This window comes from Amycolatopsis thermalba (genome assembly GCF_003385215.1).
GTDB classification, from domain to species: domain Bacteria; phylum Actinomycetota; class Actinomycetes; order Mycobacteriales; family Pseudonocardiaceae; genus Amycolatopsis_E; species Amycolatopsis_E thermalba.
The window spans coordinates 1-22,240 of sequence record NZ_PQHW01000047.1; the positions used below are offsets into that span (position 1 = coordinate 1).

18 protein-coding genes are annotated in these 22,240 nt (G+C 71.5%); 5 read left to right on the forward strand and 13 right to left on the reverse strand.

Translation table 11 applies throughout. From position 1 onward, the window contains the following. The first annotated feature begins 830 nt into the window (after positions 1-830). Positions 831-2,021, forward strand: coding sequence for a cytochrome P450 (locus D0D15_RS19320; protein ID WP_094008842.1), 1,191 nt, complete (start codon positions 831-833; stop codon positions 2,019-2,021). 400 nt (positions 2,022-2,421) lie between these two features. On the opposite strand, the gene D0D15_RS19325 is transcribed toward D0D15_RS19320, so the two are convergent. The 5 genes from D0D15_RS19325 to D0D15_RS19345 are packed head-to-tail and all read right to left on the reverse strand — an operon-like array spanning position 2,422 to position 7,998. Then, a complete protein-coding gene (locus D0D15_RS19325; protein WP_094008843.1) occupies positions 2,422-3,963 on the reverse strand; it encodes an FAD-dependent oxidoreductase in 1,542 nt (513 codons plus the stop codon). A gap of 11 nt (positions 3,964-3,974) precedes the next feature. Then, on the reverse strand, positions 3,975-4,805 hold the full coding sequence (locus tag D0D15_RS19330) for a carbohydrate ABC transporter permease (protein WP_094008844.1): 831 nt from the start codon (positions 4,803-4,805) through the stop codon (positions 3,975-3,977). Next, entirely contained in the window at positions 4,798-5,685 is an 888-nt protein-coding gene (locus D0D15_RS19335; RefSeq protein ID WP_094008845.1) for a carbohydrate ABC transporter permease, read from the reverse strand. The genes D0D15_RS19330 and D0D15_RS19335 overlap by 8 nt, the downstream gene beginning before the upstream one ends. A 9-nt stretch (positions 5,686-5,694) precedes the next feature. Then, on the reverse strand, positions 5,695-6,978 hold the full coding sequence (locus tag D0D15_RS19340; protein ID WP_094008846.1) for an ABC transporter substrate-binding protein: 1,284 nt from the start codon (positions 6,976-6,978) through the stop codon (positions 5,695-5,697). 27 nt (positions 6,979-7,005) lie between these two features. Next, positions 7,006-7,998 carry a LacI family DNA-binding transcriptional regulator gene (locus D0D15_RS19345; RefSeq protein ID WP_115944629.1) on the reverse strand — a complete coding sequence of 331 codons (993 nt, stop codon included), beginning with the start codon at positions 7,996-7,998 and terminating at the stop codon, positions 7,006-7,008. Positions 7,999-8,058: 60 nt separating this feature from the next. Between D0D15_RS19345 and D0D15_RS19350 the strand changes: the two genes are divergently transcribed. Further along, the gene (locus tag D0D15_RS19350) at positions 8,059-9,288 is read left to right on the forward strand and encodes a serine hydrolase domain-containing protein (protein ID WP_094008848.1); all 1,230 of its coding nucleotides are present in this window, start codon (positions 8,059-8,061) and stop codon (positions 9,286-9,288) included. On the opposite strand, the gene D0D15_RS19355 is transcribed toward D0D15_RS19350, so the two are convergent. The 8 genes from D0D15_RS19355 to D0D15_RS19390 all read right to left on the reverse strand — a co-directional run bounded on the left by D0D15_RS19355 (position 9,273) and on the right by D0D15_RS19390 (position 18,220). Continuing rightward, a complete protein-coding gene (locus tag D0D15_RS19355; RefSeq protein WP_094008849.1) occupies positions 9,273-10,205 on the reverse strand; it encodes a helix-turn-helix domain-containing protein in 933 nt (310 codons plus the stop codon). The two genes, D0D15_RS19350 and D0D15_RS19355, sit on opposite strands and share 16 nt — an antisense overlap. Before the next feature lie 12 nt (positions 10,206-10,217). Next, positions 10,218-11,186, reverse strand: a complete 969-nt coding sequence (locus D0D15_RS19360) for an alpha/beta hydrolase (RefSeq protein WP_094008850.1) — start codon at positions 11,184-11,186, stop codon at positions 10,218-10,220. A gap of 91 nt (positions 11,187-11,277) precedes the next feature. Further along, entirely contained in the window at positions 11,278-12,273 is a 996-nt protein-coding gene (locus D0D15_RS19365; RefSeq protein WP_094008851.1) for a TIGR03842 family LLM class F420-dependent oxidoreductase, read from the reverse strand. Positions 12,274-12,282: 9 nt separating this feature from the next. After that, positions 12,283-13,668, reverse strand: coding sequence for a dihydropyrimidinase (hydA, locus tag D0D15_RS19370; protein ID WP_094008852.1), 1,386 nt, complete (start codon positions 13,666-13,668; stop codon positions 12,283-12,285). Between the two features lie 10 nt (positions 13,669-13,678). Continuing rightward, complete coding sequence (locus D0D15_RS19375) at positions 13,679-14,521, reverse strand: nitrilase-related carbon-nitrogen hydrolase (RefSeq protein WP_094008853.1); 843 nt, start codon at positions 14,519-14,521, stop codon at positions 13,679-13,681. Beyond that, positions 14,472-16,037, reverse strand: coding sequence for an NCS1 family nucleobase:cation symporter-1 (locus D0D15_RS19380; protein WP_094008854.1), 1,566 nt, complete (start codon positions 16,035-16,037; stop codon positions 14,472-14,474). Before D0D15_RS19380 ends, D0D15_RS19375 begins: the two co-directional genes overlap by 50 nt. Positions 16,038-16,199: 162 nt before the next feature. Beyond that, positions 16,200-16,568, reverse strand: a complete 369-nt coding sequence (locus D0D15_RS19385; RefSeq protein WP_094008855.1) for an SSI family serine proteinase inhibitor — start codon at positions 16,566-16,568, stop codon at positions 16,200-16,202. Positions 16,569-16,603: 35 nt separating this feature from the next. Continuing rightward, positions 16,604-18,220 carry a PucR family transcriptional regulator gene (locus D0D15_RS19390; protein ID WP_115944630.1) on the reverse strand — a complete coding sequence of 539 codons (1,617 nt, stop codon included), beginning with the start codon at positions 18,218-18,220 and terminating at the stop codon, positions 16,604-16,606. Between the two features lie 101 nt (positions 18,221-18,321). On the opposite strand from D0D15_RS19390, the gene D0D15_RS19395 reads away from it, so the two are divergent. The 3 genes from D0D15_RS19395 to hrcA all read left to right on the forward strand — a co-directional run bounded on the left by D0D15_RS19395 (position 18,322) and on the right by hrcA (position 22,219). Further along, on the forward strand, positions 18,322-19,620 hold the full coding sequence (locus D0D15_RS19395) for an aspartate aminotransferase family protein (protein ID WP_094008857.1): 1,299 nt from the start codon (positions 18,322-18,324) through the stop codon (positions 19,618-19,620). Beyond that, complete coding sequence (locus D0D15_RS19400) at positions 19,617-21,107, forward strand: CoA-acylating methylmalonate-semialdehyde dehydrogenase (protein ID WP_094008858.1); 1,491 nt, start codon at positions 19,617-19,619, stop codon at positions 21,105-21,107. Before D0D15_RS19395 ends, D0D15_RS19400 begins: the two co-directional genes overlap by 4 nt. Positions 21,108-21,193: 86 nt before the next feature. Further along, positions 21,194-22,219 (forward strand): heat-inducible transcriptional repressor HrcA, encoded by a 1,026-nt coding sequence (hrcA, locus tag D0D15_RS19405; RefSeq protein WP_094008859.1) that lies wholly within the window; start codon positions 21,194-21,196, stop codon positions 22,217-22,219. The last annotated feature ends 21 nt before the right edge of the window (positions 22,220-22,240 follow it).

Genomic DNA, 22,240 nt, shown 5'->3' on the forward strand with positions numbered 1-22,240 from the left:
TCTCGTGGGCTCGGTGATGTCGATAAGAGACTGGCGCGGGGTGGCTGGTTCTGCTCGGGGGGTGCCGGTTCTGCCCAGGGTGGCTGGCTCTGCCCAGGGTGGCTGGCTCTGCCCAGGGTGGCTGGCTCTGCTCGGGGGTGCCGGTCCTGCCCGGGGGTGGCCGGTCGCCGCTGGTTCACAGGCGGCCGGCCCGGGCGGCGGCGCGGGGGTCATCTGGGGCGCGCACCCGCTACTGCGGCGGCCATCGCGGGAGGGCGGAGGCGGTCGGCGACTGGCGTGCGGGTTCAGGGTCGCCTGGCTGATCCGTCTCGGGCGTGCACTTCCTACTGCGACGGCCATCGCGCGAGAGGAGCGGCGAGTGAAGCGCGGGTTGACGGCTGCCTTGGTTCATCTGGGGTGTGCAGCCGCTACCGCGGCGACCACCACGCGGCACGGCCGGCGAGTGGCGTGCGGGTTTGGGGTCATCTGGCTGGTTGCCTCGGGCGTGCAGCCGCTACTGCGGCGGCCCCGCGAGGGTTGGCGAGTGGCGTGTCGGTTTCGGGCTGCCCGACTGGTTCATCTGGGGCGTGCACCCGTTACTCCGGCGCCGACCGCGCGAGGCGGGCGGCGGGCGGTTCGACGGGTCGTCTGGCTGGTTGCCCCCGGGCGTGCACCCGCTACTGCGGCGGCCATCGCGCGAGACGGCCGGCGAGCAGCCCTGGTTGCGGCGCCGGAGGCCGCCCGGCCTCGCCTCGTCCGTGGCGTGGGGGCGCCCGTCTGACGGGATGTGAGCGGCGTCGCCGAAACCGTTTTGAAGTCGTGGTGAAACCGCTCGCCCGCAGGCTCTGGCCATGCGACAGGACGAACTCACCTCGATGCCCACCGCACGTCCGGCGGGCTGCCCCTTCGATCCGCCGGCGGAACTGGGCGAAATCCGGGCACGGCAACCACTCGTGCGCATGGAGTACCCGGACGGGCACCGCGGCTGGCTGGTCACCGGGCACGCCCAGGCCCGCACCGTACTGGGCGACTCCCGGTTCACCTCCCGCTACGAGCTCATGCACTTCCCGCTCCCGGGCATACCCGCCGACGTGCCGCCGGCCCCCGTCGGCGACCTCACCGGCATCGACGCGCCCGAACACACCCGCTACCGCAAACTGCTCGCCGGGAAGTTCACCGTCCGCCGGATGCGCCAGCTCACCGAGCGGGTCGAAGAAGTCGCCGCGGAGCACCTCGACGCCATGGCCCAGCACGGGCCGTCGGTGGACCTGGTCCAGGCGTACGCGCATCCCGTGCCGGCCGTGATGATCTGCGAGCTGCTCGGCGTGCCCTACGCCGACCGCGAGTTCTTCCAGCGTCAGGTCGCCGGGCAGATGGACCCGAAAACCACGCCCGAGGAGCAGTACGCCGCCCACGCGGCACTCCAGGACTACCTGCGCGAACTGGTGCGGGCCAAACGCGCCGAGTCCACCGACGACGTGCTCGGCGACCTGACCACGAGCGATCTCACCGACGAGGAGCTGTCCGGCATCGGCGCGTTCCTGCTGGGCGCCGGTCTGGACACCACCGCCAACATGATCGCGCTGGGCACCTTCGCCCTGCTGAGCCACCCCGCCCAGCTCGCCGCGCTCCGAGACGATCCGGGCCTCGTGGACAGCGCGGTCGAAGAGCTGCTGCGCTACCTGACCATCGCCCACACGGGAGTGCGAGCGGCCCTGGAGGACGTCGAACTGGACGGTCAGGTGATCAAGGCGGGCGAGTCCGTGACCATCGCCGCGCACGCCGCCAACCGCGACCCGGAGCGGTTCCCCGATCCCGACACCCTCGACCTGCGCCGCCACGCCGCCGGGCACCTCGCGTTCGGCCACGGCATCCACCAGTGCCTGGGACAGCAGCTCGCGCGTGTCGAGATGCGGGTCGCGATCCCGGCGCTGGTCACCCGCTTCCCGACGCTGCGCCTGGCCGTCCCGCCGGAGGAGGTGCCGTTGCGGCACGACGAGACCATCTACGGCGTGCGCCGGCTCCCGGTCACCTGGGACTGAGCAGCGGCACCGTGATCGTTCGCCGCACTCGGTGGACACCTGTCCGTGGGCGGGGAAGTCGTCGGTGCAGGCGGTGGCCGGGGGCGATGGTCGCGTGCGAATGCGCCCTGCGTCAGGGGTTTCTGCATGCCGTCGGTCGCGACGTCGGCGGCGCCCCGCTGGAGGAGATCGCCCGCCGGGTTCCCTGGCCGGCGGGCGCTCGCCCTGGCGGGTGGTCGGTGCGGTGCCGGGCGGGTTTTCGTGGTGTCGCCGGTCCACTGAGTGGGCGGTTGGAGCCAACGGAGGTTCCCCATGGTGTGCCTTCTGTCCATTGTGGTTGCGGTCTGCTGATCAGTCTAGGAGCGCGAAAACCCGCCGCACATCTACCGAAAGACAGATTTTCCGCACCCCTACCGCACCCCTACCGCACCACGCCGCGCACCGCTTCCGGCCACTCCAGGGGCACGCCGAGCTTCCCCAGCCGCGCCTGGAAATCCGCCAGCAGACCGGGCTTCGCACGCACCGCCCGAGCGGGGACACCTCGCTCCAGCGCGAACGCCGCCAGTGCTCCCGCCGCCTCGCCGGTGTTCCACTCCACCGGGTGCAGCCGGTAGCAGCCGTTGGTCACGTGGGTCACCCCGAGACACTTGCCACCGGCCAGCAGGTTCTCCAGCCGCACCGGCAACAGCGCGCCGAGCGGGATCTGGAACGGGTGGCAGGCGATGTCCAGGTACCCCCGGCCGCCGGTGCTCGGGTGCAGGTCGATCCGGTAGCAGCCCACCCCGATGCTGTCGGCGAACTGCTCGGCCTGCCCGATCCCCGCGCGCGCCGCCACCCCGACGTGCTGCTCCAGCACCGTGAACTCGGCCCGGATCCGGCGGCTCTCCCGCACGTACGGCGCCAGCGCCAGCCCATCCGGCGTGCCCAGCGGCTCCCCGGCCAGCCGCAGGCCCGGATACCCCGCCTCGGTCTGCAACCAGTGCACGAAGGACAACGTCAGCGACCGCGCCTGCGCCAGCCGCGTGGCACGCTCCTCCGGCGCCACCCCGGTCACCGGCGCCAGCCAGTAATCGATCTGCGGCCAGTTCACCAGCGTCACATCGGGCCGCGGCGGGTCCCACAACCGTCCACTCCGGATCCGCCGGAACCGCCACAGGTCCTGCCCCTCGCCGAACAACGGCCGGCTCAGCGGCTCGCCCGTCTCCGGTTCCTGCGTCGTCCAGCCCAGCTGCGGTCCCGGCCAGAACGGCGCCCGGTAACTCCGCCAGAAGTCGTAGTCGGCGGGCCGCGGCACGACGTGCGAGCCGTCCGGGTCCCACTCCAGCGCCGCGCACCACGTCAGCGCCTGCTGGTCCAACGGATCGGCCGGCCCGTCCAGCGCGTGCGGCTCACCCGTCTCGTCCGCGCTCTCCGAGCCGAGCACGTGCTCGCACCCCGCCAGCGGCAGGACATCGCCCTCTTCGGTCGCGTCGATCACGTACGACGCGCTCACCGACACCGCACCCTCCGGCGACGCGAACTCCACCGCGTCCACCCGGTCGCCCGTCGTCGCCGCGCCGACCGGCGTGTGGTGGTACCGGATCTCCAGGTTGCCCGCCCGCACCAGCGGTGCCAGCAGCTCGTCGAGCACCTCGCCGACGACCACCGGCTCGGCGCACAACACGCTCACCCAGCCCTCGCCCGGGTTCAGCTCGCGCACCGCCCGCGCCTCCGCGCTCAGCCGGGGGTCCGCGCGGTACCGGTCACGCACCCGGGACCGCATCAGCCGGTACGACTGGGTGCTGCCGAACGTCTCGACCCACGCGTTCTCGTCCGGCGGCACGGCCTGCGCGGTCAGCTGACCGCCGAGCCGCCCGGTCGTCTCGGTCAGCACCACCCGGCGGCCGAGCATCGCCGCGGACAGCGCCGCGGCCACCCCGCCGCAACCGCCACCGACCACCAGCACCTCGCAGTCGGAACCCATCGCCCTCCCTCTCACTTCACGCCCGTCTGGGCGAGGCTCTCGGTGATCTGCCGCCGCGCCACCAGGTAGGCGATCACCAGCGGCACGGTCGAAATCGCCGTGGCCGCCATCTGCGGACCCCACAACGGGTTGCCGCTGGTGTCGGTGAGCGCGGTCAGCGCGAGCGGCACCGTGTACAGCTCGCTGCGGTTGACGAACACCAGCGGCTCCAGGAACGAGTTCCAGCTGTACAGGAACGCGATGATGCCGATCGTGCCGAGCATCGGGCGGGTCAGCGGCAGGATCAGGCTCAGGAGGATCCGCACCCGGCCCATGCCGTCGATCATCGCCGCCTCCTCCAGCTCGACCGGGATCGACTGGATGAACTGGCGCATCAGGAAGATCCCGGTGACCCCGGTCGCGCCGAACACCGGCAGCGCCAGCAGCGGCACGTGCGTGTCGGCCAGCCCGAGGTCCTTCATCAGCGTGAAGTTCGGGATCAGCGTGACCTCGACCGGCAGCATCAGCGCGCTCAGGAACAGGAAGAAGATCACGTTGCGCCCGGGGAAGCGCAGCCGCGCGAACGCGTAGCCGGACAGCAGCGACAGGGCGCACGTGAACAGCGCGACCAGCACCGCGATGTAGAGGCTGTTGTAGATCTGCCGCGTGAACGGCTGGAACGCGAAGACGTCCCGGATGTTGTCCAGCGTGACGTCGCGGGGGATGAGCTGCGGCGGGGACGCGAGCACGTCGCCGGGCAGCTTCAGCGCGCTGGCGATCATCCACAGGAACGGGAACACCAGCGGCACCGACAACACCACGAGAAACGCGTACCGGAGCACGCGGCTGACGGTCCTACTCACTGTGCACCCACTTCCTCCGCGCCCACCACTGCGCCGCCACCAGGAGCAGCGTCAGTCCGAAGAGGACGACGGCGATCGCGCTCGCGTACCCGGTCCGGAACAGCTGGAACGCCTGCTCGTACAGGTAGTAGGCGAGCACCGACGTCGCGTGCGCCGGCCCGCCGTGCGTCATCAGCTGGATGTAGTCGAACACCTGGAACGACCCGATGAACGTGATCAGCACGACCACCAGCGTCGTCGGCGCGATCAGCGGCAGCACGATGTGCCGGGTCACCCGCCACTCGCTGGCGCCGTCCAGCCGCGCGGCCTCCAGGGTCTCCGACGGCATGTTGCGCAGCGCGGCGAGGAAGATCACCGCCTTGAGCCCGACCGTCTTCAACGCCGCCACCACGGTCACCGCCGCCAGCGACGGCTGGGCCTCGAACAGCCAGTTGGGCCCGGTGATCCCGAACACCGACAGGAACTCGTTGACCCCGCCACCCTTGCCCTGCAACAGGAACCGCCACACCAGCGCCCACGCCGCCTGCGAGGTGATCACGGACAGGAAGGCGAGCGTGAGGAACACCTCGGCCCCCGGCGGGCGCCGGTAGAGCACGAGCGCGAGCCCGAGCGACAACCCGACGTTGATCACCACGAGCCCGAGCGCGAACACCCCGGTGACCGCCAGCGAATGCCAGAACGTGGCGTCCTCGGTGAACAGCTCGCGGTAGTTCGCCCACCCCGCGGGCTTCGACACGCCGGCACGCAGGTCCGTGTGGCTGAACGACAGGGCCACGATGGACACCAGCGGAACCAGCACGAACAGGATGAACCCGATCATCTGCGGGGTGATGAGCAGGTAACCGGTCAGCGTCTCGCGGACGCGGCGCCGTGCGACCACGACGTCCCCCTAACTCTTCTCGCGCAGCAACGGGCCGACTTCGCCGCACAGTTCGGACAGTGCCTCCGGCACGTTCGCACCGGGCGACCACAGCTCGTCGAACACCGGCTGCGCCGCGGTCTTGATCTCCGGCCAGGTGCGCGGGTACTGGAACGCCTGCCCCTCGGTGATGCCCGGCACCAGGATGTTCGCGACCGCGTCCGGCGGCAGCGCGGTCCCGGCGTACACCTGCGTGGCGTCGGCGAGCACGGACTGGCGCGGGGGCGGGAAGAACCGGGCCAGCTCGCGCATCGAGCGTTCGCTGGTGAGGAACTTCAGGAACTCGATCGCCAGGTCGCGGTGCGGCGCCTGCTGGAACACCACGAGCCCGGCCTGCCCGGTCACCTGCGGCTGCCCGCCGGGGCCGGCGGGCAGCGGCGCGAAACCGTACTGGAACTTCGCGCCCTTCAGCTGCGACAACCGGGAGAGCTGGGTGATCGTCAGCGCCGCGTTGCCGGCGTAGAAGTCCGCCTGCGCACCGGGCGGCACCGCGGTGCCGTCGGCGAACGCCATGCGGTGCAAAGTTCCGATTGCCCGCGCGGCTTCCGATGAGTCCATTGTGCACTCATCCCCGGAAGCGAAGCGCGCGCCGTAGGCCCGCAGCAGCGGGTCCAGCGTCGGCCACGACACCGGCAGCGGCCCGTACAGGCTGCCTTCGTTGCTCTGGAACACATAGCTCCCGCTCGGCAACGTCGACTGCAACTCGCGCGCGAGACCGGCCAGCCGGTCCCACGTCCACTCGCCGCGCGCGGCCAGCTCCGCGGGATCCGGCAGACCGGCCCGGGCGAAGAAGTCCCGGTTGTAGACGACGAAGAACGGACTGGTCGAGAACGGCACCCCGTACACGGCGTCCCCGTCCTGCCAGTTCGTGAAGGCGCTCGGCACGAAGTCGCCCAGCCGGTACGCGGGGTCCGCGCGCAGGGCGGGCCCGACGTCGGCGAGCACCTCGGTGGCGGCCATGCCGACCGCGTCCGGCGCGCCGAGCCAGCCGAGGTCCGGTGGGTCACCACCGGCGAGCCGGACGGACACCTTCGTCGTGTAATCGGCCTGCGGCACGGTCTGGATCCGCACCGGCGTGCCGCCGTGCTGGGCCGAGAATTCCCCGGCGAGCCGGTTGAGCAGGCCCAGCTGTTCCTGGTTGGACGTCCAGACGGTCATGGTGACCGTGTCGGCGCCGGCGCGGTCGCCGATCCCGCAGGCCGCGGTCAGCGCGACCGCGGAGACGGCGAACAGGCGCCCCCATCGCTTTCTCATGCAACCTCTCCGTTGGGGTCGTCAGTCTCAGGCGCGGGTGAGCGTGGTCCCCTCGTGCTGGGGGCACTCGACGGTGCTGATCGCGTCGCCGCCGCCCGCCACCGCGGCCAGCAGCTGCTCCAGCGCGCGGCGGCCGACCAGGCGGCCGGGAATGCCGTAGCCGGACCAGTGCTCGTCCGCGCTCTCCTCGGAGATCCCGGCCACGGCGATCGGCAGGCCGGGGGCCACGTTGCGCACCGCCTCGGCGTAGCCGGTGTTCTCGGCGACGACGGCGGTGACCCCGCTCTCGCGCAGTTCCCGCACGAACGCGGGGGAGATCTCGTCGAGCTTGGGGAAGGACGACGACACCACGAGATCGCTGTCGCGCAGCCCGGCGAGCCGGTCGGCGGTGGCGGGCAGACCGGAATTGGCGCCCACGTACCGGACCTCGCGGTGGCCGAGCGCGGCGATCCGGCCGGCCAGCACGCGCCCCGCGCCCCGGTAGTCCGGCGACACGTTGGGCACCTCGCGCCCGTCGTCGAGGAACCGCCGCCCGATGAAGACGAACGGGTACTGCTCGGCGACCAGCTGCTCCAGGTCGGCGGGGATCTCGTCCCGCCCGAGCAGCACGGCGCCGTCCACCAGGCGCAGCTTGTTCTCACCGCCGGCGTAGATGCTGCGCACCGGCCCGGACATCGCGGCGCTGGTGAACAGCAGCAGGTCGTTCCCGGACTCCTCGGCGGCTTCCTCGATGCCCAGCAGGAACGGGTGGTAGAGGCTGCGTTGCGCGGTGCCGAACACACGCTCGTAGGTGAAGATCCCGAGCAGCTGGCTGCGCCCCTTCGCCAGGCGACGCGCGAGCGGATCGGCGCGGTAGCCCATCTCCCGGGCGATGTCGAGCACCCGCCGCCGGGTCTCCTCCGGGATCGTCGTCGCCTTGTCGCGCAGGATCAGCGATACCGCCGCCTGGGTGACCCCGGCGCGGCGCGCGATGTCCGCCTGCGAGACCCGGCGTGGCCGGCCCTGGCCAGTTATGCGCATAACTAAACGATGTCAGCCGTGGATCTGGTCTGTCAAGCCCGGCTGGAGTAGAACGAGATCATGGCGATGGAGCTGAAGGTGGACACCGACCCCGCCGAGGTGGGGTTCGACCCGCGGCGGCTGGACCGGATCGAGGCGCACTTCGCCCGGTACGTCGACGACGGGCTGCTGCCCGGATGGCTCGCCGTGGTCAGCAGGCGCGGCAAGATCGCCTACGTCGCGCGGCGCGGGCACCGGGACGTCGAAGCGGGCCTTCCGGTGGAGGTGGACACGCGCTGGCGCATCTTCTCGATGACCAAGCCGGTCACCTCCGTCGCCGCGATGATCCTGTACGAGGAGGGCGCCTTCGAGCTCACCGACCCGATCGCGCGGTGGCTGCCGGAGTTCGCCGAGCCGCGCGTGTACGTCAAGGGCTCGGCGCTCAAACCGGTCACCGAACCGGCCACCGAGCCGATCCGCGTGTGGCACCTGCTCACCCACACCGCCGGGCTCACCTACGGCTTCCACCACGCGCATCCGGTCGACGCGATCTACCGCGCGCACGGCTTCGAGTGGGGTACCCCGCCCGGCGCCGACCTCGCCGAGTGCACGCGGCGGTGGGCCGAGCTGCCGCTGGCCTTCCAGCCGGGCGCGGAGTGGAACTACTCCGTGGCCACCGACGTTCTCGGCCGGTTGATCGAAGTGGTGTCCGGGCAACCGCTCGACGAGTTCTTCGCGCGGCGGGTGTTCGAGCCGCTGGGCATGGGCAGCACCGGCTTCGCCACCGACTCCACCGAGAAGTTCGCCGCGCTGTACGTGCCGGATCCCAGCACGCGCAAGGCGGTCCGCAACGACGCCTTCGGCCGGAGCGGCCTGGCGAAACCCGCCTGCCTGTCCGGCGGTGGCGGGCTGGTGTCCACCGCGGCCGACTACCACCGGTTCACCCAGTTCCTGCTGGGCCGCGGCGAACTCGACGGCGTCCGGCTGCTCGGCCCGCGCACGGTCGGCCTCATGGCGAGCAACCACCTGCCCGGCGGCGTGGACCTGGAGGCCTACGGCCGGCCGCTGTTCGCCGAAATGCCGTTCGACGGTTTCGGGTTCGGGCTCGGGTTCTCCGTCCTGGCGGACCCGGTGAAGGCGAAAACCCTGTCCAGCAAGGGCGAATACGCGTGGGGCGGCGCGGCGAGCACGGCGTTCTGGGTCGATCCGGCCGAGGAGATCACGGCGCTGTTCTTCACGCAGCTGCTGCCGTCGAACACCCACCCGATCCGGCAGTACCTGCGGCAGCTGGTGTATCAGGCGGTCGTCTGACGGTGCAGCCGCCGCAGCGCCAGCGCGAGCTGCAACCGCAGGCGCCCGCACGGCTCGTGCACCGACCAGCCCAGCACGGTCTTCGCGTGAGCCAGCCGGTCCTGCAGCGTCGAGTGGTGCACGGTGAGCGCGGCAGCGGCCGCGCGCAGGCTCGCGCTGGTGGCGACGGCGTCGAGCGTGGCGAGCATCCACGGCGCGCACGCGGCTGCGCGTTCCAGCGCGCGCACGTCCGGCACCGGTTCGCTGCCCGGTCCGACGGCCTCGGCGAGCACCGCCAGCCCGCCCAGTTCGTCGAACCGCACCACGCGCGGGCCGGGGTCCTCCGGGGTGCCCTCGGCGGTGAACCGCAACGCCGTCCGGGCCGCGGCCAGCGACGCGGGCAGGTCCAGCACCGGCACCAGGGGACCGATGCCCGCGCGGGCACCGGCGGGCGCGGTGATCACCACGCCCGTGGTCCCGTCGGCGTAGGCGACGGCGCGCGCGGTCGACGACAGGCCCAGCCGCCGCGCCGCCTTCCGCCGCGCCTCCGGCGAGGCCGTCTCGTCCAGCACGATCTCGACCGGCTCGGGCACGCGGTTCCGGTCCAGCACGAGGCGGACCGCGGCGGCGGCGCGTTCCAGGATCATCGCGTCCACCGCGGAGGCCTGGCCCGGTCGTTCCAGCCACACCCCGCCCACGCCGGGCCACTCCGGGTCGATCTCACCGCCGGGGGCCGACCGCCGTCCGTCCGCGGTCACCCGCACGCGGTGCCCGGGCACGTCCAGGCGGGCGGGGCAGGACGCGAGTGTCGCCGCCCCGCGGACCAGCGCCTCCAGCCCGGCGTGCCCGTCCACGAGGCGGTCGAAGTAGGCGATCACCTTGACCGCGGCGCCCGCCTCCGGGTCGAGTGCGGCCAGCCGCCCTGCCAGCTCTCTCACGCGACCATGGTGTCACTCCGCGAGCATGCGGCGCAGCCACCGGAGCCGGGTGGCCCGGGCCTCCTGGGAGAGTGCGGCCTGCGGCGCGAACGCGTCGAACCCGTGGTAGCCGCCCGGCCACACGTGCAGCTCCGCCGAGCCGCCGGCGAGCCAGATGCGCCGGGCGTAGTCGACGTCCTCGTCGCGGAACGACTCGGCCGAGCCGACGTCGATGAACGCCGGCGGCAGCCCGGAGAGGTCCGTGGCCCGCGCGGGGGCGGCGTAGGGGGAGACGTCCGGGCCGCCCCGCGCCTCACCCAGCAGGGCCGTCCAGCCGGTCTCGTTCGACGTGCGGTCCCACACGCCGAGCCCCTTCATCTGGTGGGTGGACGGGGTCTCGTTGCGGTCGTCGAGCATGGGCGCGATCAGCAGCTGACCCGCCAGCCGCGGTCCGCCGCGGTCCCGGGCCATCAAGGCGACCGCGGCGCCCAGGCCACCGCCCGCGCTGCCGCCGGCCACGATCAGCCGCGCCGGGTCGATGCCCAGTTCCCCGGCGTGCTCTGAGGTCCACCGCAGCCCGGCGTAGCAGTCCTCGACCGGCACCGGGTGCGGGTGCTCGGGCGCGAGCCGGTACTCCACCGACACCACGACGAGCCCCAGTTCGAGGGCCCAGTCCAGCGGCTCCTCGATCCCGACCCGGTTGGTGCCCACGACCATGCCGCCGCCGTGGATCCAGTAGATCCCCGGGGCCGTCGTTCCCAGGTCCGCCGGCCGGGCGACCAGCACGGACACCTCGTCCGACACCCGCCGGTCCACCAGTTCCAGCCGCCCGTCCCGGCTCAGCTCCGCGTCGGACGGCAGGCGCGCGCTCCTGGCCGCGCGCAGCGCGGGGATCATGTCCGCCGTGACCGTGGGCGGGACCTCCTCGGCGATGACGGCGAGCATGGCGGCGGCTTCGGGGTCGAACGCGGGCGGCGGGCCGTACGGGGTGCTGGTGGTCATCGGGCCTCCTGGAGTCACGACGGTGTGACCACCATCGTCACCCGGGCGGGACGCGCCGGGTGGCGGGTGTTGCCCGCCACCCGGCGGGTGGTCATCCCAGCTTGCCGATGATCTCCTCGCCGTAGGCGTGCAGGGTCTGTTCGCGCTGGTCGTGCATCAGGTACACGGCGAACTGGTCGACTCCCAGCGCGGCCAGTTCCTGCAACCGCGCCACGTGCGCCCCCGCGGGCCCGGTCAGGCAGAACCGGTCGACGATCTCGTCCGGGACGAAGTCGGTCGACGGGTTGCCCGCCTTGCCGTGGTGGGCGTAGTCGTAGCCCTGCCGCTCGCGGATGTAGTCGGTCAGCTCGTGCGGCACCGGCCCGGATTCGCCGTAGCGGGCGACCAGGTCGGCGACGTGGTTGCCGACCATCCCGCCGAACCACCGCAGCTGGTCCCGCTGGTGCGGCAGGTCGTCCCCGACGTAGGCGGGCGCCGCGACGCAGATCGTGATGCCGGCCGGGTCCCGTCCCGCCGCCCGCGCCGCCTCCCGGACCGAGCCGATGGTCCACGCCGCGATCGCCGGGTCGGCGCACTGCAGGATGAACCCGTCGGCCTGTTCACCGGCCAGCCGCAGCGCCTTCGGCCCGTAGCCGGCCATCCACATCTCCAGCCGCCCGCCACGCACCCACGGGATGCGCACCGGGGTGTCGCCGAGCACGACCTCCCGGCCCTCGGCCAGCTCCTTGACCGCGTGCATCGCGTCCCGGACCGTGGCCAATGTGGACGGACGCTTGCCGATCACCCGGTGCGCCGAGTCGCCGCGCCCGATCCCGCACACCGTGCGGTTGCCGAACATGTCGTTGAGCGTGGCGAACAACGACGCGAGCACCGACCAGTCCCGGGTGCCCGGGCTGGTCACCATCGGGCCGACCGTCATCGCCGAGGTGGCGGCCAGGATCTGCGAGTAGATGACGAACGGCTCCTGCCACAGCACCACGGAGTCGAACGTCCAGCCGTAGCCGAACCCGCAGTCCTCCGCGGCCTTCATCAGCCGGATCACCTCGCGCGCGGGCGGATCCGTCTGCAGCACCACACCGAAGTCCATGACGGCTCCCTAGTTCAGGTACTGGCACAGGTCCCGGGACAGGAACTTCCCGTGCCCGGCGCTGCCGGAGAACCCGGACGGCGACACGATCACCCTGCCGCGGGAGAGCACCGTCTCGACCTTGCCGGTGATCTCGAAGCCTTCGTACGCCGAGTAGTCCACGTTCATGTGGTGGGTCTCGGCGGACAGCGTCTGCTTCGCCGCCGGGTCGTAGACCACGATGTCGGCGTCCGAGCCGGGCGCGATCACGCCCTTGCGCGGGTACAGGCCGAACATGCGCGCCGGGGTGGTCGAGCACGCCTCGACCCACCGGCCCAGCGAAATCTCGCCGGCCACCACACCCTGGTGCAACAGGTCCATCCGGTGCTCGACCCCCGGCATCCCGTTGGGGATCTTCGAGAAGTCCCCCCGGCCGAGCTCCTTCTGGTCCTTGAAGCAGAACGGGCAGTGGTCGGTCGACACCACGCTCAGGTCGTTCGTGCGCAGCCCGCGCCACAGGTCGCCCTGGTGCCACTTCTCCCGCAGTGGCGGGGATGCCACGTACTTCGCGCCCTCGAAGCCCGGCTTGGCGAGGTCCTCGATGGACAGGTAGAGGTACTGGGGGCAGGTCTCGGCGAACACGTTCTGCCCGGTGTTGCGGGCTTCCGCGACGGCCGCAAGCGCTTGCGACGCCGACAGGTGCACGATGTAGAGCGGCGCACCGGTCACCTGTGCGAGCCGGATCGCCCGCGAGGTCGCCTCGCCCTCCAGCTCCGGCGGCCGGGTCAGCCCGTGCTGCACCGGATCGCCCTTGCCCTCGGCGAGCGCCTGCGCGACCAGCTGGTCGATCGCGATGCCGTTCTCCGCGTGCATCATGATCGTGGCGCCGGTCTCGGTCGCCTGCTGCATCGCGCGCAGGATCTCGCCGTCGGTGGAGTAGAACACGCCCGGGTAGGCCATGAACATCTTGAAGCTGGACACTCCGGCGTCGATGCAGGTCTGCATCTCCTTCAGCGTCGTGTCGTTGACGTCGGACAGGATCATGTGGAAGCCGTAGTCGACGGCGCAGTTGCCGCCGGCCTTCTCGTGCCACTTGTCCAGCGTCGGCTGGAGCGTCGATCCCTTGGGCTGCACCGCGAAATCGATGATCGTGGTGGTGCCGCCCCAGGCGGCCGCGATCGTCCCGGTTTCGAAGGTGTCGTGCGAGAACGTGCCGCCGAACGGCATCTCCATGTGCGTGTGGGCGTCGATCCCGCCGGGCATCACGTACTTCCCGGTCGCGTCGATCACCTCGTCGGCCGTGCCGAACAGCCCGGGCGCGGCGACCGCGGCGATCGTCTCGCCCTCGACGAGCACGTCCGCGCGGCTCGCCCCGGTGGTGGACAGCACCGTGCCGCCCTTGATCAGCGTGCGCATGCGTTCTCCCTCAGGGCGCCACGAGCGGGTCGTAGGAGTCCGGGCGGCGGTCGCGGTAGAACTGCCACAGGTTGCGCACCTCGGACAGCTTGTCCATGTCCAGGTCCCGCACCACGACCTCGTCCTCGGTGTCGGAGGCGGCGTCGCCGACCAGCTCGCCGCGCGGGTCGACGAAGTAGGTCTGACCGTAGAAGTCGTTGTCGCCCAGCGGTTCCACGCCGACCCGGTTGATCGCGCCGACGTAGTACTCGTTCGCCACGGCCGCCGCGGGCTGCTCCAGGCGCCACAGGTACTGCGACAGGCCGCGGCTGGTCGCCGACGGGTTGAACACGATCTTCGCCCCCGCCAGGCCGAGCGCGCGCCAGCCCTCCGGGAAGTGCCGGTCGTAGCAGATGTAGACGCCGATCCGGCCGACCGCGGTGTCGAACACCGGGTAGCCGGTGTTGCCGGGCCGGAAGTAGAACTTCTCCCAGAACCCCTTGACCTGCGGGATGTGGTTCTTCCGGTACTTGCCCAGGTACCTGCCGTCGGCGTCGATCACCGCGGCGGTGTTGTAGTAGACGCCGGCCTGCTCCTCCTCGTACATCGGCGCGACGATGACGATGCCGTGCCGCTCGGCGACCTCCTGCAGCAGCTTGGTCGTCGGACCGTCCGGGATGCCCTCGGTGTAGGAGTAGTAGTCGGCGTCCTGCACCTGGCAGAAGTACGGGCCGTAGAACAGCTCCTGCAGGCACACCACCTGCGCGCCCTGTGAGGCGGCCGTGCCGATCGCCTCGACGGCGCCGGCGATCATCGAGTCCTTGTCACCCGTCCACCGCTGCTGTACCAACGCGGCTCGGACCAGACTGCTCACGGGTTTCCTCCTTCGGTTGACGGTGCGCCCACGACAGCGCGAGGTAGACGACGAAGGCGCCGACGAGACCGGCGACCCAGCTGTAGTCGTAGAGGGGTTTGAGGAACGGGATCAACCCGTCGGCGGGGAACGGGCCCTGAGAACCGGGCGCGGTGTAGGCGCCGCCGACCGCGAGCAGCCCGCCCACGGCGGTGGCGACCAGCGCGCGCCAGTTCCAGCCGGCGCGGAACCAGTACCGGCCGCCCTCGGCGTAGAGCCCGGCCAGGTCCAGGTTGGTGCGCTTGACCACCCAGTAGCCGGCCACCAGCACCCCGGCGACCGCGCCGAGCACACCGCCGTAGAAGCCCAGCCAGGCGAAGATGTAGATGTCGGGGTCGGAGTAGAGCTTCCACGGCATGATCACCACGCCGATCACGCCGGTGATCAGCCCGCCGACGGCGAAGGTGATCCGCTTGGGGAAGGCGTTGGAGAAGTCGTAGGACGGGCTGACCACGTTCGCCGCGAGGTTGGCCGAGATCGTGGCGAGCACCAGCGCGATCAGCGCGACCACCACCAGCGCCGGGCTGGAGAACCGGTCGGCCAGCTGCGCCGGGTCCCAGATCGCCTCACCGTAGAGCACCTGGCCGCCCGAGGTGGTCAGGATCGCCACGATCGCGATGAACGTCATCGTGGTCGGCAGGCCGAGCACCTGGCCGCGGGCCTGCGTGCGCTGGCTGCCGCCGAAGCGGGTGAAGTCCGGCATGTTCAGCGACAGCGTCGACCAGAACGCGATCATCGCCATCAGCGACGGCGCGAAGATCGTCCAGAATTCGGTGCCCCAGCCCAGCTTCGCCGGCTCGGACAGGATCGGGCCCAGGCCACCGGCCTTGATGAGGACGTACGCGAGCAGGATCAGGAACCCGACCGACACCAGCGGCGCGGTCCAGTTCTCGAACCGCCGCACCGCCTCCATCCCGCGCCAGATGATCAGCATCTGGACCACCCAGAAGACGCCGAACGACAGCCACAGCGTCCACGGCTGGCCGCCCACCTCGGCCGCGTTGCGCCACCCGGACCCGGTCAGCTTGCCGACCAGGATGTAGATCGCCTCGCCGCCGACCCAGGTCTGGATGCCGAACCAGCCGCACGCGATGAACGCCCGCGGCAGCGCCGCCAGGTTCGCGCCCCGGATCCCGTAGAAGGCGCGGGCGAACACCGGGAAAGGGATGCCGTACTTGGTGCCGGCGTGGCTGTTGAGCAGCATCGGGATCAGCACGATCAGGTTGCCCAGGGTGATCGTGATCAGTGCCTGGAGCCAGTTCATCCCCAGCGCGATCAACGAGGCGGCGAGCGCGTAGCTGGGAATGTTGTGCGCCATTCCCATCCACAGGGCGAAATAGTTGTAGGTGCTCCAGGTGCGCTTTTCCACCGGAACCGGAGCGAGCTCGTCGTTGTAGAACCGGCTACCACGGATCGGCGCGGTGTCGCTGAGATCCACCCGGCCGTCGGGTCGCGTGATCTGCGAGGTGGGTTCCATTGCGGAATCGTGCTCGTCCCCGGCGCGGGGGAGGCACTGTCAGAGTGTTCACCGTTGCCCGCGTCGGAACGCATAGTGTCGATTGCGCCCGGCGCGGGCCGGTGCATCACCCGGACGTGCAAGCCGCTCGTGACAGCCGGTCAATCTGAGCGAAACACGGATTCAGAATTCGAAGACCCCGGCGGACTCCGCGGCCGCGGCGCACTTGTTGCCGTAGGTGTGGGTGTAGACCACCGGCTTGCCGCGCCAGTGGCCCTTGGCGGTGGCGGCGACCGGGCTGTAGATCATCGGGCACACCGTCGCCTCACCGGGGATGCGGTCGATGTCACCGTCCACAGTGGTCAGCGTCGTGCAGGCCTTGGCCTTGCGGGGGTGGCTGCCGCCGGGCGGGTGGCAGTCCAGGCTCACGGTGACGACCCGGCCGGCGCCGTCCTGCAGGGAGAGCATGAGGCTGGCCGCGGGCGTCTGGGCCGGCGGCGCGGCCAGGGCCAGGACCGACGCCGCGGCGGGGAGTAGGGCGGAAAGAGGCATATCGGGGCTATCGGCTGGACCGCGGGGAAACTGTGTTACCGGTTCGGGTGATCGTCGGACAGATCATGGGCCAGCAGCGCGAGGTAGAGCGACAGCATCGATTCAGGGTCCTCCAGCGGCACGCCCAGGACCTGCTCGATGCGCGCGAGCTGCTGGTAGTAGGCGGTGCGGGAGGTGTGCGCCGCCGCGGCCGCCGCCGACTTGTTTCCGCCGTGTTCGCAGTAGTGCCGCAGGGCCTGGACCAGCCGGGTGCCCGACGCCGCGTCCCGGGACAGCAGCGGGCCCAGCTCGCGCTCGGCGAACGCGCGGACCCGCTCGTCGTCGGCGAGCAGGTGCAGCAGCCCGCGCAACCGGACGTCCCGCAGGCAGTGCACCTCGCGGTCGGTGTCCGAGCGCAGCACCGCCGCGGCGACGTGCGCGGCCTCGACCAGGCTGCGGCGGGCGTGGGCGGCGGTCTCGACCACGGTGCCGACGGCGAGCACAACCGGCACCGACGTGGGCCGCGCCCGCAGCTCCGCGGACAGCCGGCTCAGCACCGCGTCGACGTTGGCCTGCGGCGACAGCGACAGCAGCGTGCGCACGCTGACGTCGTCGACGACCGCGACGAGCGCGGACACCTTCGCCCGGCGCGTGGCCAGCGAGACCGTCTCGGCGAGGTCCCGCAGCACGGTCGGCGCGGACGCCGCCTGGCGCTGCGACGCGGTCATCCGCGGCCGGACCGCGACGCCCACCAGCCGCCCGGACAACGGCGAGCCCAGCGCGGCCGCGCGGGCCAGCAGTTCGGTGGACGGGGCGGGCGAGGTCATCAGCTCGGCGAGCACCGCCCGGTGCGCCTGCCGCTCCAGGCTGTCCGCCTCGCGGGCAACCAGCCGGTGCACCGCGAGCGCCGATGCCGCCCGCTCGGCGACCACGACGTGCCGGTCCGGCGGCGGGTCGTCGCACACGATCACCAGCCGTCCCCAGTCGTGCCCGCGCGCGCCGACGACGGTGACCAGCCAGCCCGCGTCGGCGTGGTAGCCGGTGCGCTCGCCCAGGTGCACGGTGCGGGAGCGGGCCGGCCAGCCGGTCAGCAGCTCGGCCGGATCACTGCCCGCGGAGTCGTAGGCGAGCACCTCGTGCGCCAGGGTTTCCAGCACGACCGGCGACTCGGTCATGCGCGCGACCTCGCGCAGCACCTCGGCCGGTTCCGCGCCGGCGACGGTGAGCTGCGTGAACACCTGGTGCACGTGCTCGGCGGCACGCAGCTCGGCGACCTGGGCGTCCACGATCAGCCCGTTCACCGCCTCGGTGACCGCGACGTAGCGCGTCTCGCGGGACAGGGTGATCAGCGGCAGCTCGTGCCGCGCGGCGGCGTCGACCAGGGCGCGGGGCAGCTCGTCGCTCCAGTGCCGGACCAGCTCGACCACCAGTCCCGCGGCCCCGGCCTCGGCGAGCCCGTCCACGTACTTCGCCAGCTGCGCGGCGTCGTCCGGCAGCGCGATCCCGGTCGTCAGGACCAGTTCCCCGCCCTTGAGCAGGTGCCCGATGTCGGCGACCTCGGCGACGTGCACCCACCGCACCCGGGTGTCCAGCCGCTGCCCGCCCGCGACCACCTTCGGGCGGCCGTGCCGCAGCACCGGCAGGGCCAGGACGTCCGCGACCGTCGGGTACAAGCGCCACCTCCTCGCCAGAAAGCAGACTGTACGGCCGATCCGGCCATTGGGTACATGTTGTGTGTGGTGGCCGGGCGCGACGGCCACCGAGACTGGCGGGCATGAGCGAATCGGAGCTGCTGGCCCGGCACCGGGCGGTCCTGCCGAACTGGCTGGCCCTGTACTACGACGAGCCCCTGGAGATCGTGCGAGCGCAGGGGAGGCGGGTCACCGATTCCTCCGGAACCACCTATCTGGACTTCTTCGCCGGCATCCTCACCAACGCCATCGGCTACGACATCGCCGAGATCTCCGACGCCATCCGCGCCCAGGTCGACTCCGGCGTCCTGCACACCTCGACGCTGTACCTGATCCGCAAGCAGGTCGAGCTGGCCGAGCAGATCGCTCAGCTGAGCGGCATCCCGGACGCCAAGGTGTTCTTCACCAGCTCCGGCACCGAGGCCAACGAGACCGCGCTGATGCTCGCGACCCAGTACCGCCGCTCCAACCAGGTGCTCGCGATGCGCAACAGCTACCACGGCCGGGCGTTCGCCACGGTCGGCATCACCGGCAACCGCGGCTGGTCGGCCAGCTCGCTGTCCCCGGTCAAGGTCTCCTACGTGCACGGCGGCTACCGCTACCGCGACGCGTTCCGGAACCTCTCCGACGCCGGCTACGTGCGTGCCTGCACCGACGACCTCCGCGACGTCCTGGAGACCACCACCTCGGGGGACGTGGCCGCGTTGATCGCCGAGCCGATCCAGGGCGTCGGCGGGTTCAACGTGCCGCCGGACGGGTTGTTCGCCGCGTTCAAGGAGGTGCTGGACGAATACGGCATCCTGCTGATCTCCGACGAGGTCCAGACCGGCTGGGGCCGCACCGGCGAGCACTTCTGGGGCATCCAGGCGCACGGCGTGACCCCGGACGCGATGACGTTCGCCAAGGGCCTGGGCAACGGGCTGGCGATCGGCGGCGTGGTGGCCCGCGGTGAGGTGATGGACTCGATCACCGCCAACTCGATCTCGACCTTCGGCGGCAACCCGGTGTCCACCGCGGGCGCGAAGGCGACCCTGGACTACCTGCTCAGCCACGACCTGCAGGGCAACGCCGCGAAGCAGGGCGCGCGCCTGATGACCGGGCTGCGCGACCTCGCCGAGCGCTACGACGTCGTCGGCGACGTGCGCGGCAAGGGCCTGATGATCGGCGTCGAGCTGGTCGAGCCGGACGGGTCGCCGAGCCCGGAGTCCGCGCGCCTGGTGCTGGAGGAGACCCGCGCCCGCGGTCTGCTGGCCGGCAAGGGCGGGCTGCACGGCAACGTGATCCGGCTGGCTCCCCCGATGACGTTGACCGACGAGGAAACCGGTGAGGCGCTCGAAATCCTCCGGGAATCGATCGCCGCCGTGCAGGAGGCGCGGAAGTGACGCAGCGGATCAGCCACTGGATCGACGGCAAGACCTGGGCTGGGGTAGCGGACCGGACCGGGGAGGTGTTCGACCCCGCCACCGGTGAAGTACGCGCTCGCGTGGACTTCGCCGGTGGCGGGCAGGTGGACGAGGCCGTCGCGGCGGCCGCGCGTGCCTTCCCCGGCTGGCGGGACACCTCGCTCGCGGCCCGGTCGCGGGTGCTGTTCCGGTTCCGCGAGCTGCTCACCGCCCGCAAGGACGAGCTGGCCGCGATCATCACCGCCGAGCACGGCAAGGTGCTCTCCGACGCGGCGGGGGAGATCGCCCGCGCCATCGAGAACGTCGAGTACGCCTGCGGCGCGCCGCAGATGCTCAAGGGCGGGTTCAGCGAGAACGCCTCCACCGGCGTCGACGTGTACTCGATCGCCCAGCCGCTCGGCGTGGTCGGGGTGATCTCGCCGTTCAACTTCCCGGCGATGGTGCCGCTGTGGTTCGTGCCCAACGCGCTGGCCTGCGGAAACACGGTCGTGCTCAAGCCGAGCGAGAAGGACCCGTCGGCGTCGCTGTTCATCGCCGAGCTGTTCGCCGAGGCCGGGCTGCCCGACGGCGCGCTCAACGTGCTGCACGGCGACAAGGTCGCGGTCGACGGGCTGCTGGAGCACCCGGTGGTGAAGGCGATCTCGTTCGTCGGCTCGACGCCGATCGCGCGGCACGTCTACGAGACCGGCACCCGCCACGGCAAGCGGGTGCAGGCGCTGGGCGGGGCGAAGAACCACATGGTCGTGCTGCCCGACGCCGACCTCGACCTGGCCGCCGACGCCGCGGTGTCGGCCGGGTTCGGGTCGGCGGGGGAGCGGTGCATGGCGGTGTCGGTGGTCGTCGCCGTGGACCCGATCGCGGACGAGCTGGTCGCCAAGATCGCCTCCCGGATGGCCGGCCTGACGGTCGGTGACGGGCGTGAGGCGGAGTCGGAGATGGGCCCGCTGGTCACCGCGGCGCACCGGGACCGGGTGCGGTCCTATGTGGAGGCCGGGGTCTCGGCGGGGGCGTCGCTGGTCGTGGACGGCCGGTCGGTTTCCGTGTCCGGCGGCGGGTTCTGGCTCGGCCCGACCCTGTTCGACCACGTGCGCACCGACATGCCGATCTACACCGACGAGATCTTCGGCCCGGTGCTGTCGGTCGTCCGGACGGGCAGCTACGACGACGCGCTCGCGCTGGTGAACGCCAACGCCTACGGCAACGGGACGGCGATCTTCACCAACGACGGCCGGGCGGCGCGGCGGTTCCAGAACGAGGTCGAAGTCGGGATGGTCGGGCTCAACGTGCCCATCCCGGTGCCCGTCGGGTACTACTCCTTCGGCGGCTGGAAGGACTCCCTCTTCGGCGACAGCCACGCCTACGGGCCGGAGGGCTTCCACTTCTTCACCCGCACGAAGGTCGTTACGTCCCGCTGGCCGGACCCGTCCCAGGGCGGGGTGAACCTGGGCTTCCCGCACAACTCCTGAGCGCCCGCTCACCGAGCTGGGACACGCCGCCCGCCACTTCCGTAAACTCGTGGTGAGATACCGCCCGTACGGTTCGGAGGTGAGGCGTGCCCAGCTCGGAGGAGCGTCGCTTCGAGGTCCTGCGCGCCATCGTCGCGGACTACGTGTCGACCCAGGAACCGGTCGGCTCCAAGGCTCTCGTGGACCGGCACAGCCTCGGCGTGTCCAGCGCGACGGTGCGCAACGACATGGCGGTCCTGGAGGAGGAGGGGTACATCACCCAGCCCCACACCAGCGCCGGCCGCATCCCCACGGACAAGGGGTACCGGCTCTTCGTCGACCGGTTGTCCGAGGTCAAGCCGCTCAGCTCGGCCGAACGGCGGGCCATCATCAGCTTCCTCGACGGGGCGCTCGACCTGGACGACGTGCTGCGCCGCTCGGTGCGGCTGCTCGCCCAGCTGACCCGGCAGGTCGCGGTCATCCAGTACCCGACGATGTCCAACTCGTCCCTGCGCCACCTCGAAGTGGTGCCGCTCACACCGGCGCGCCTGATGCTGGTGATCATCACCGACGCCGGACGGGTGGACCAGCGCACGGTGGACCTCGGCGACGTGATGACCGAGGAGAACGTCGCCCGCATCCGCGAGATGCTCAACGCCGCGCTGGCCGGCCGTCGCCTCACCGACGCGGCCTCGCGGGTCACCGAGCTGCCCGACCAGGCGCCCGGCGAACTGCGCGACGCGCTGGTGCGGATCTGCACGCTGCTGGTCGAGCACCTGGTCGAGCACCCCGAGGAACGCCTGGTCCTGGGCGGTACGGCCAACCTCACCCGCAGCGTCGCCGACTTCCCCGGATCGCTGCGCCAGGTGCTGGAGGCGCTCGAGGAACAGGTCGTGGTGCTCAAGCTGCTCGCCGCGGCGCGCAACCCCGGTGCGGTGACCGTGCGCATCGGTGAAGAGAATGAGGACGAGCAGATGCGCAGCACCTCGGTCGTGTCGATCGGCTACGGCAAGAACGACATGCTGCTCGGTGGCATGGGTGTGGTCGGTCCGACCCGGATGGACTACCCCGGCACGATCGCCGCGGTGCGCGCGGTGGCCAACTACGTGGGGCAGATCCTGGCCGGCGGCTAGCCAGGGTGATGCTCGTCTAGG

Bases quoted from the DNA above. Each gene is read 5' to 3' on its own strand.
- D0D15_RS19385 (WP_094008855.1), bottom strand. From the start codon at position 16,568: ATGCCTCTTTCCGCCCTACTCCCCGCCGCGGCGTCGGTCCTGGCCCTG.
- D0D15_RS19360 (WP_094008850.1), bottom strand. From the start codon at position 11,186: ATGACCACCAGCACCCCGTACGGCCCGCCGCCCGCGTTCGACCCCGAA.
- D0D15_RS19395 (WP_094008857.1), top strand. From the start codon at position 18,322: ATGAGCGAATCGGAGCTGCTGGCCCGGCACCGGGCGGTCCTGCCGAAC.
- D0D15_RS19345 (WP_115944629.1), bottom strand. From the start codon at position 7,998: ATGCGCATAACTGGCCAGGGCCGGCCACGCCGGGTCTCGCAGGCGGAC.
- D0D15_RS19325 (WP_094008843.1), bottom strand. From the start codon at position 3,963: ATGGGTTCCGACTGCGAGGTGCTGGTGGTCGGTGGCGGTTGCGGCGGG.
- hydA (WP_094008852.1), bottom strand. From the start codon at position 13,668: ATGCGCACGCTGATCAAGGGCGGCACGGTGCTGTCCACCACCGGGGCG.
- D0D15_RS19350 (WP_094008848.1), top strand. From the start codon at position 8,059: ATGGCGATGGAGCTGAAGGTGGACACCGACCCCGCCGAGGTGGGGTTC.
- D0D15_RS19380 (WP_094008854.1), bottom strand. From the start codon at position 16,037: ATGGAACCCACCTCGCAGATCACGCGACCCGACGGCCGGGTGGATCTC.
- D0D15_RS19365 (WP_094008851.1), bottom strand. From the start codon at position 12,273: ATGGACTTCGGTGTGGTGCTGCAGACGGATCCGCCCGCGCGCGAGGTG.
- D0D15_RS19320 (WP_094008842.1), top strand. From the start codon at position 831: ATGCGACAGGACGAACTCACCTCGATGCCCACCGCACGTCCGGCGGGC.
- D0D15_RS19340 (WP_094008846.1), bottom strand. From the start codon at position 6,978: ATGAGAAAGCGATGGGGGCGCCTGTTCGCCGTCTCCGCGGTCGCGCTG.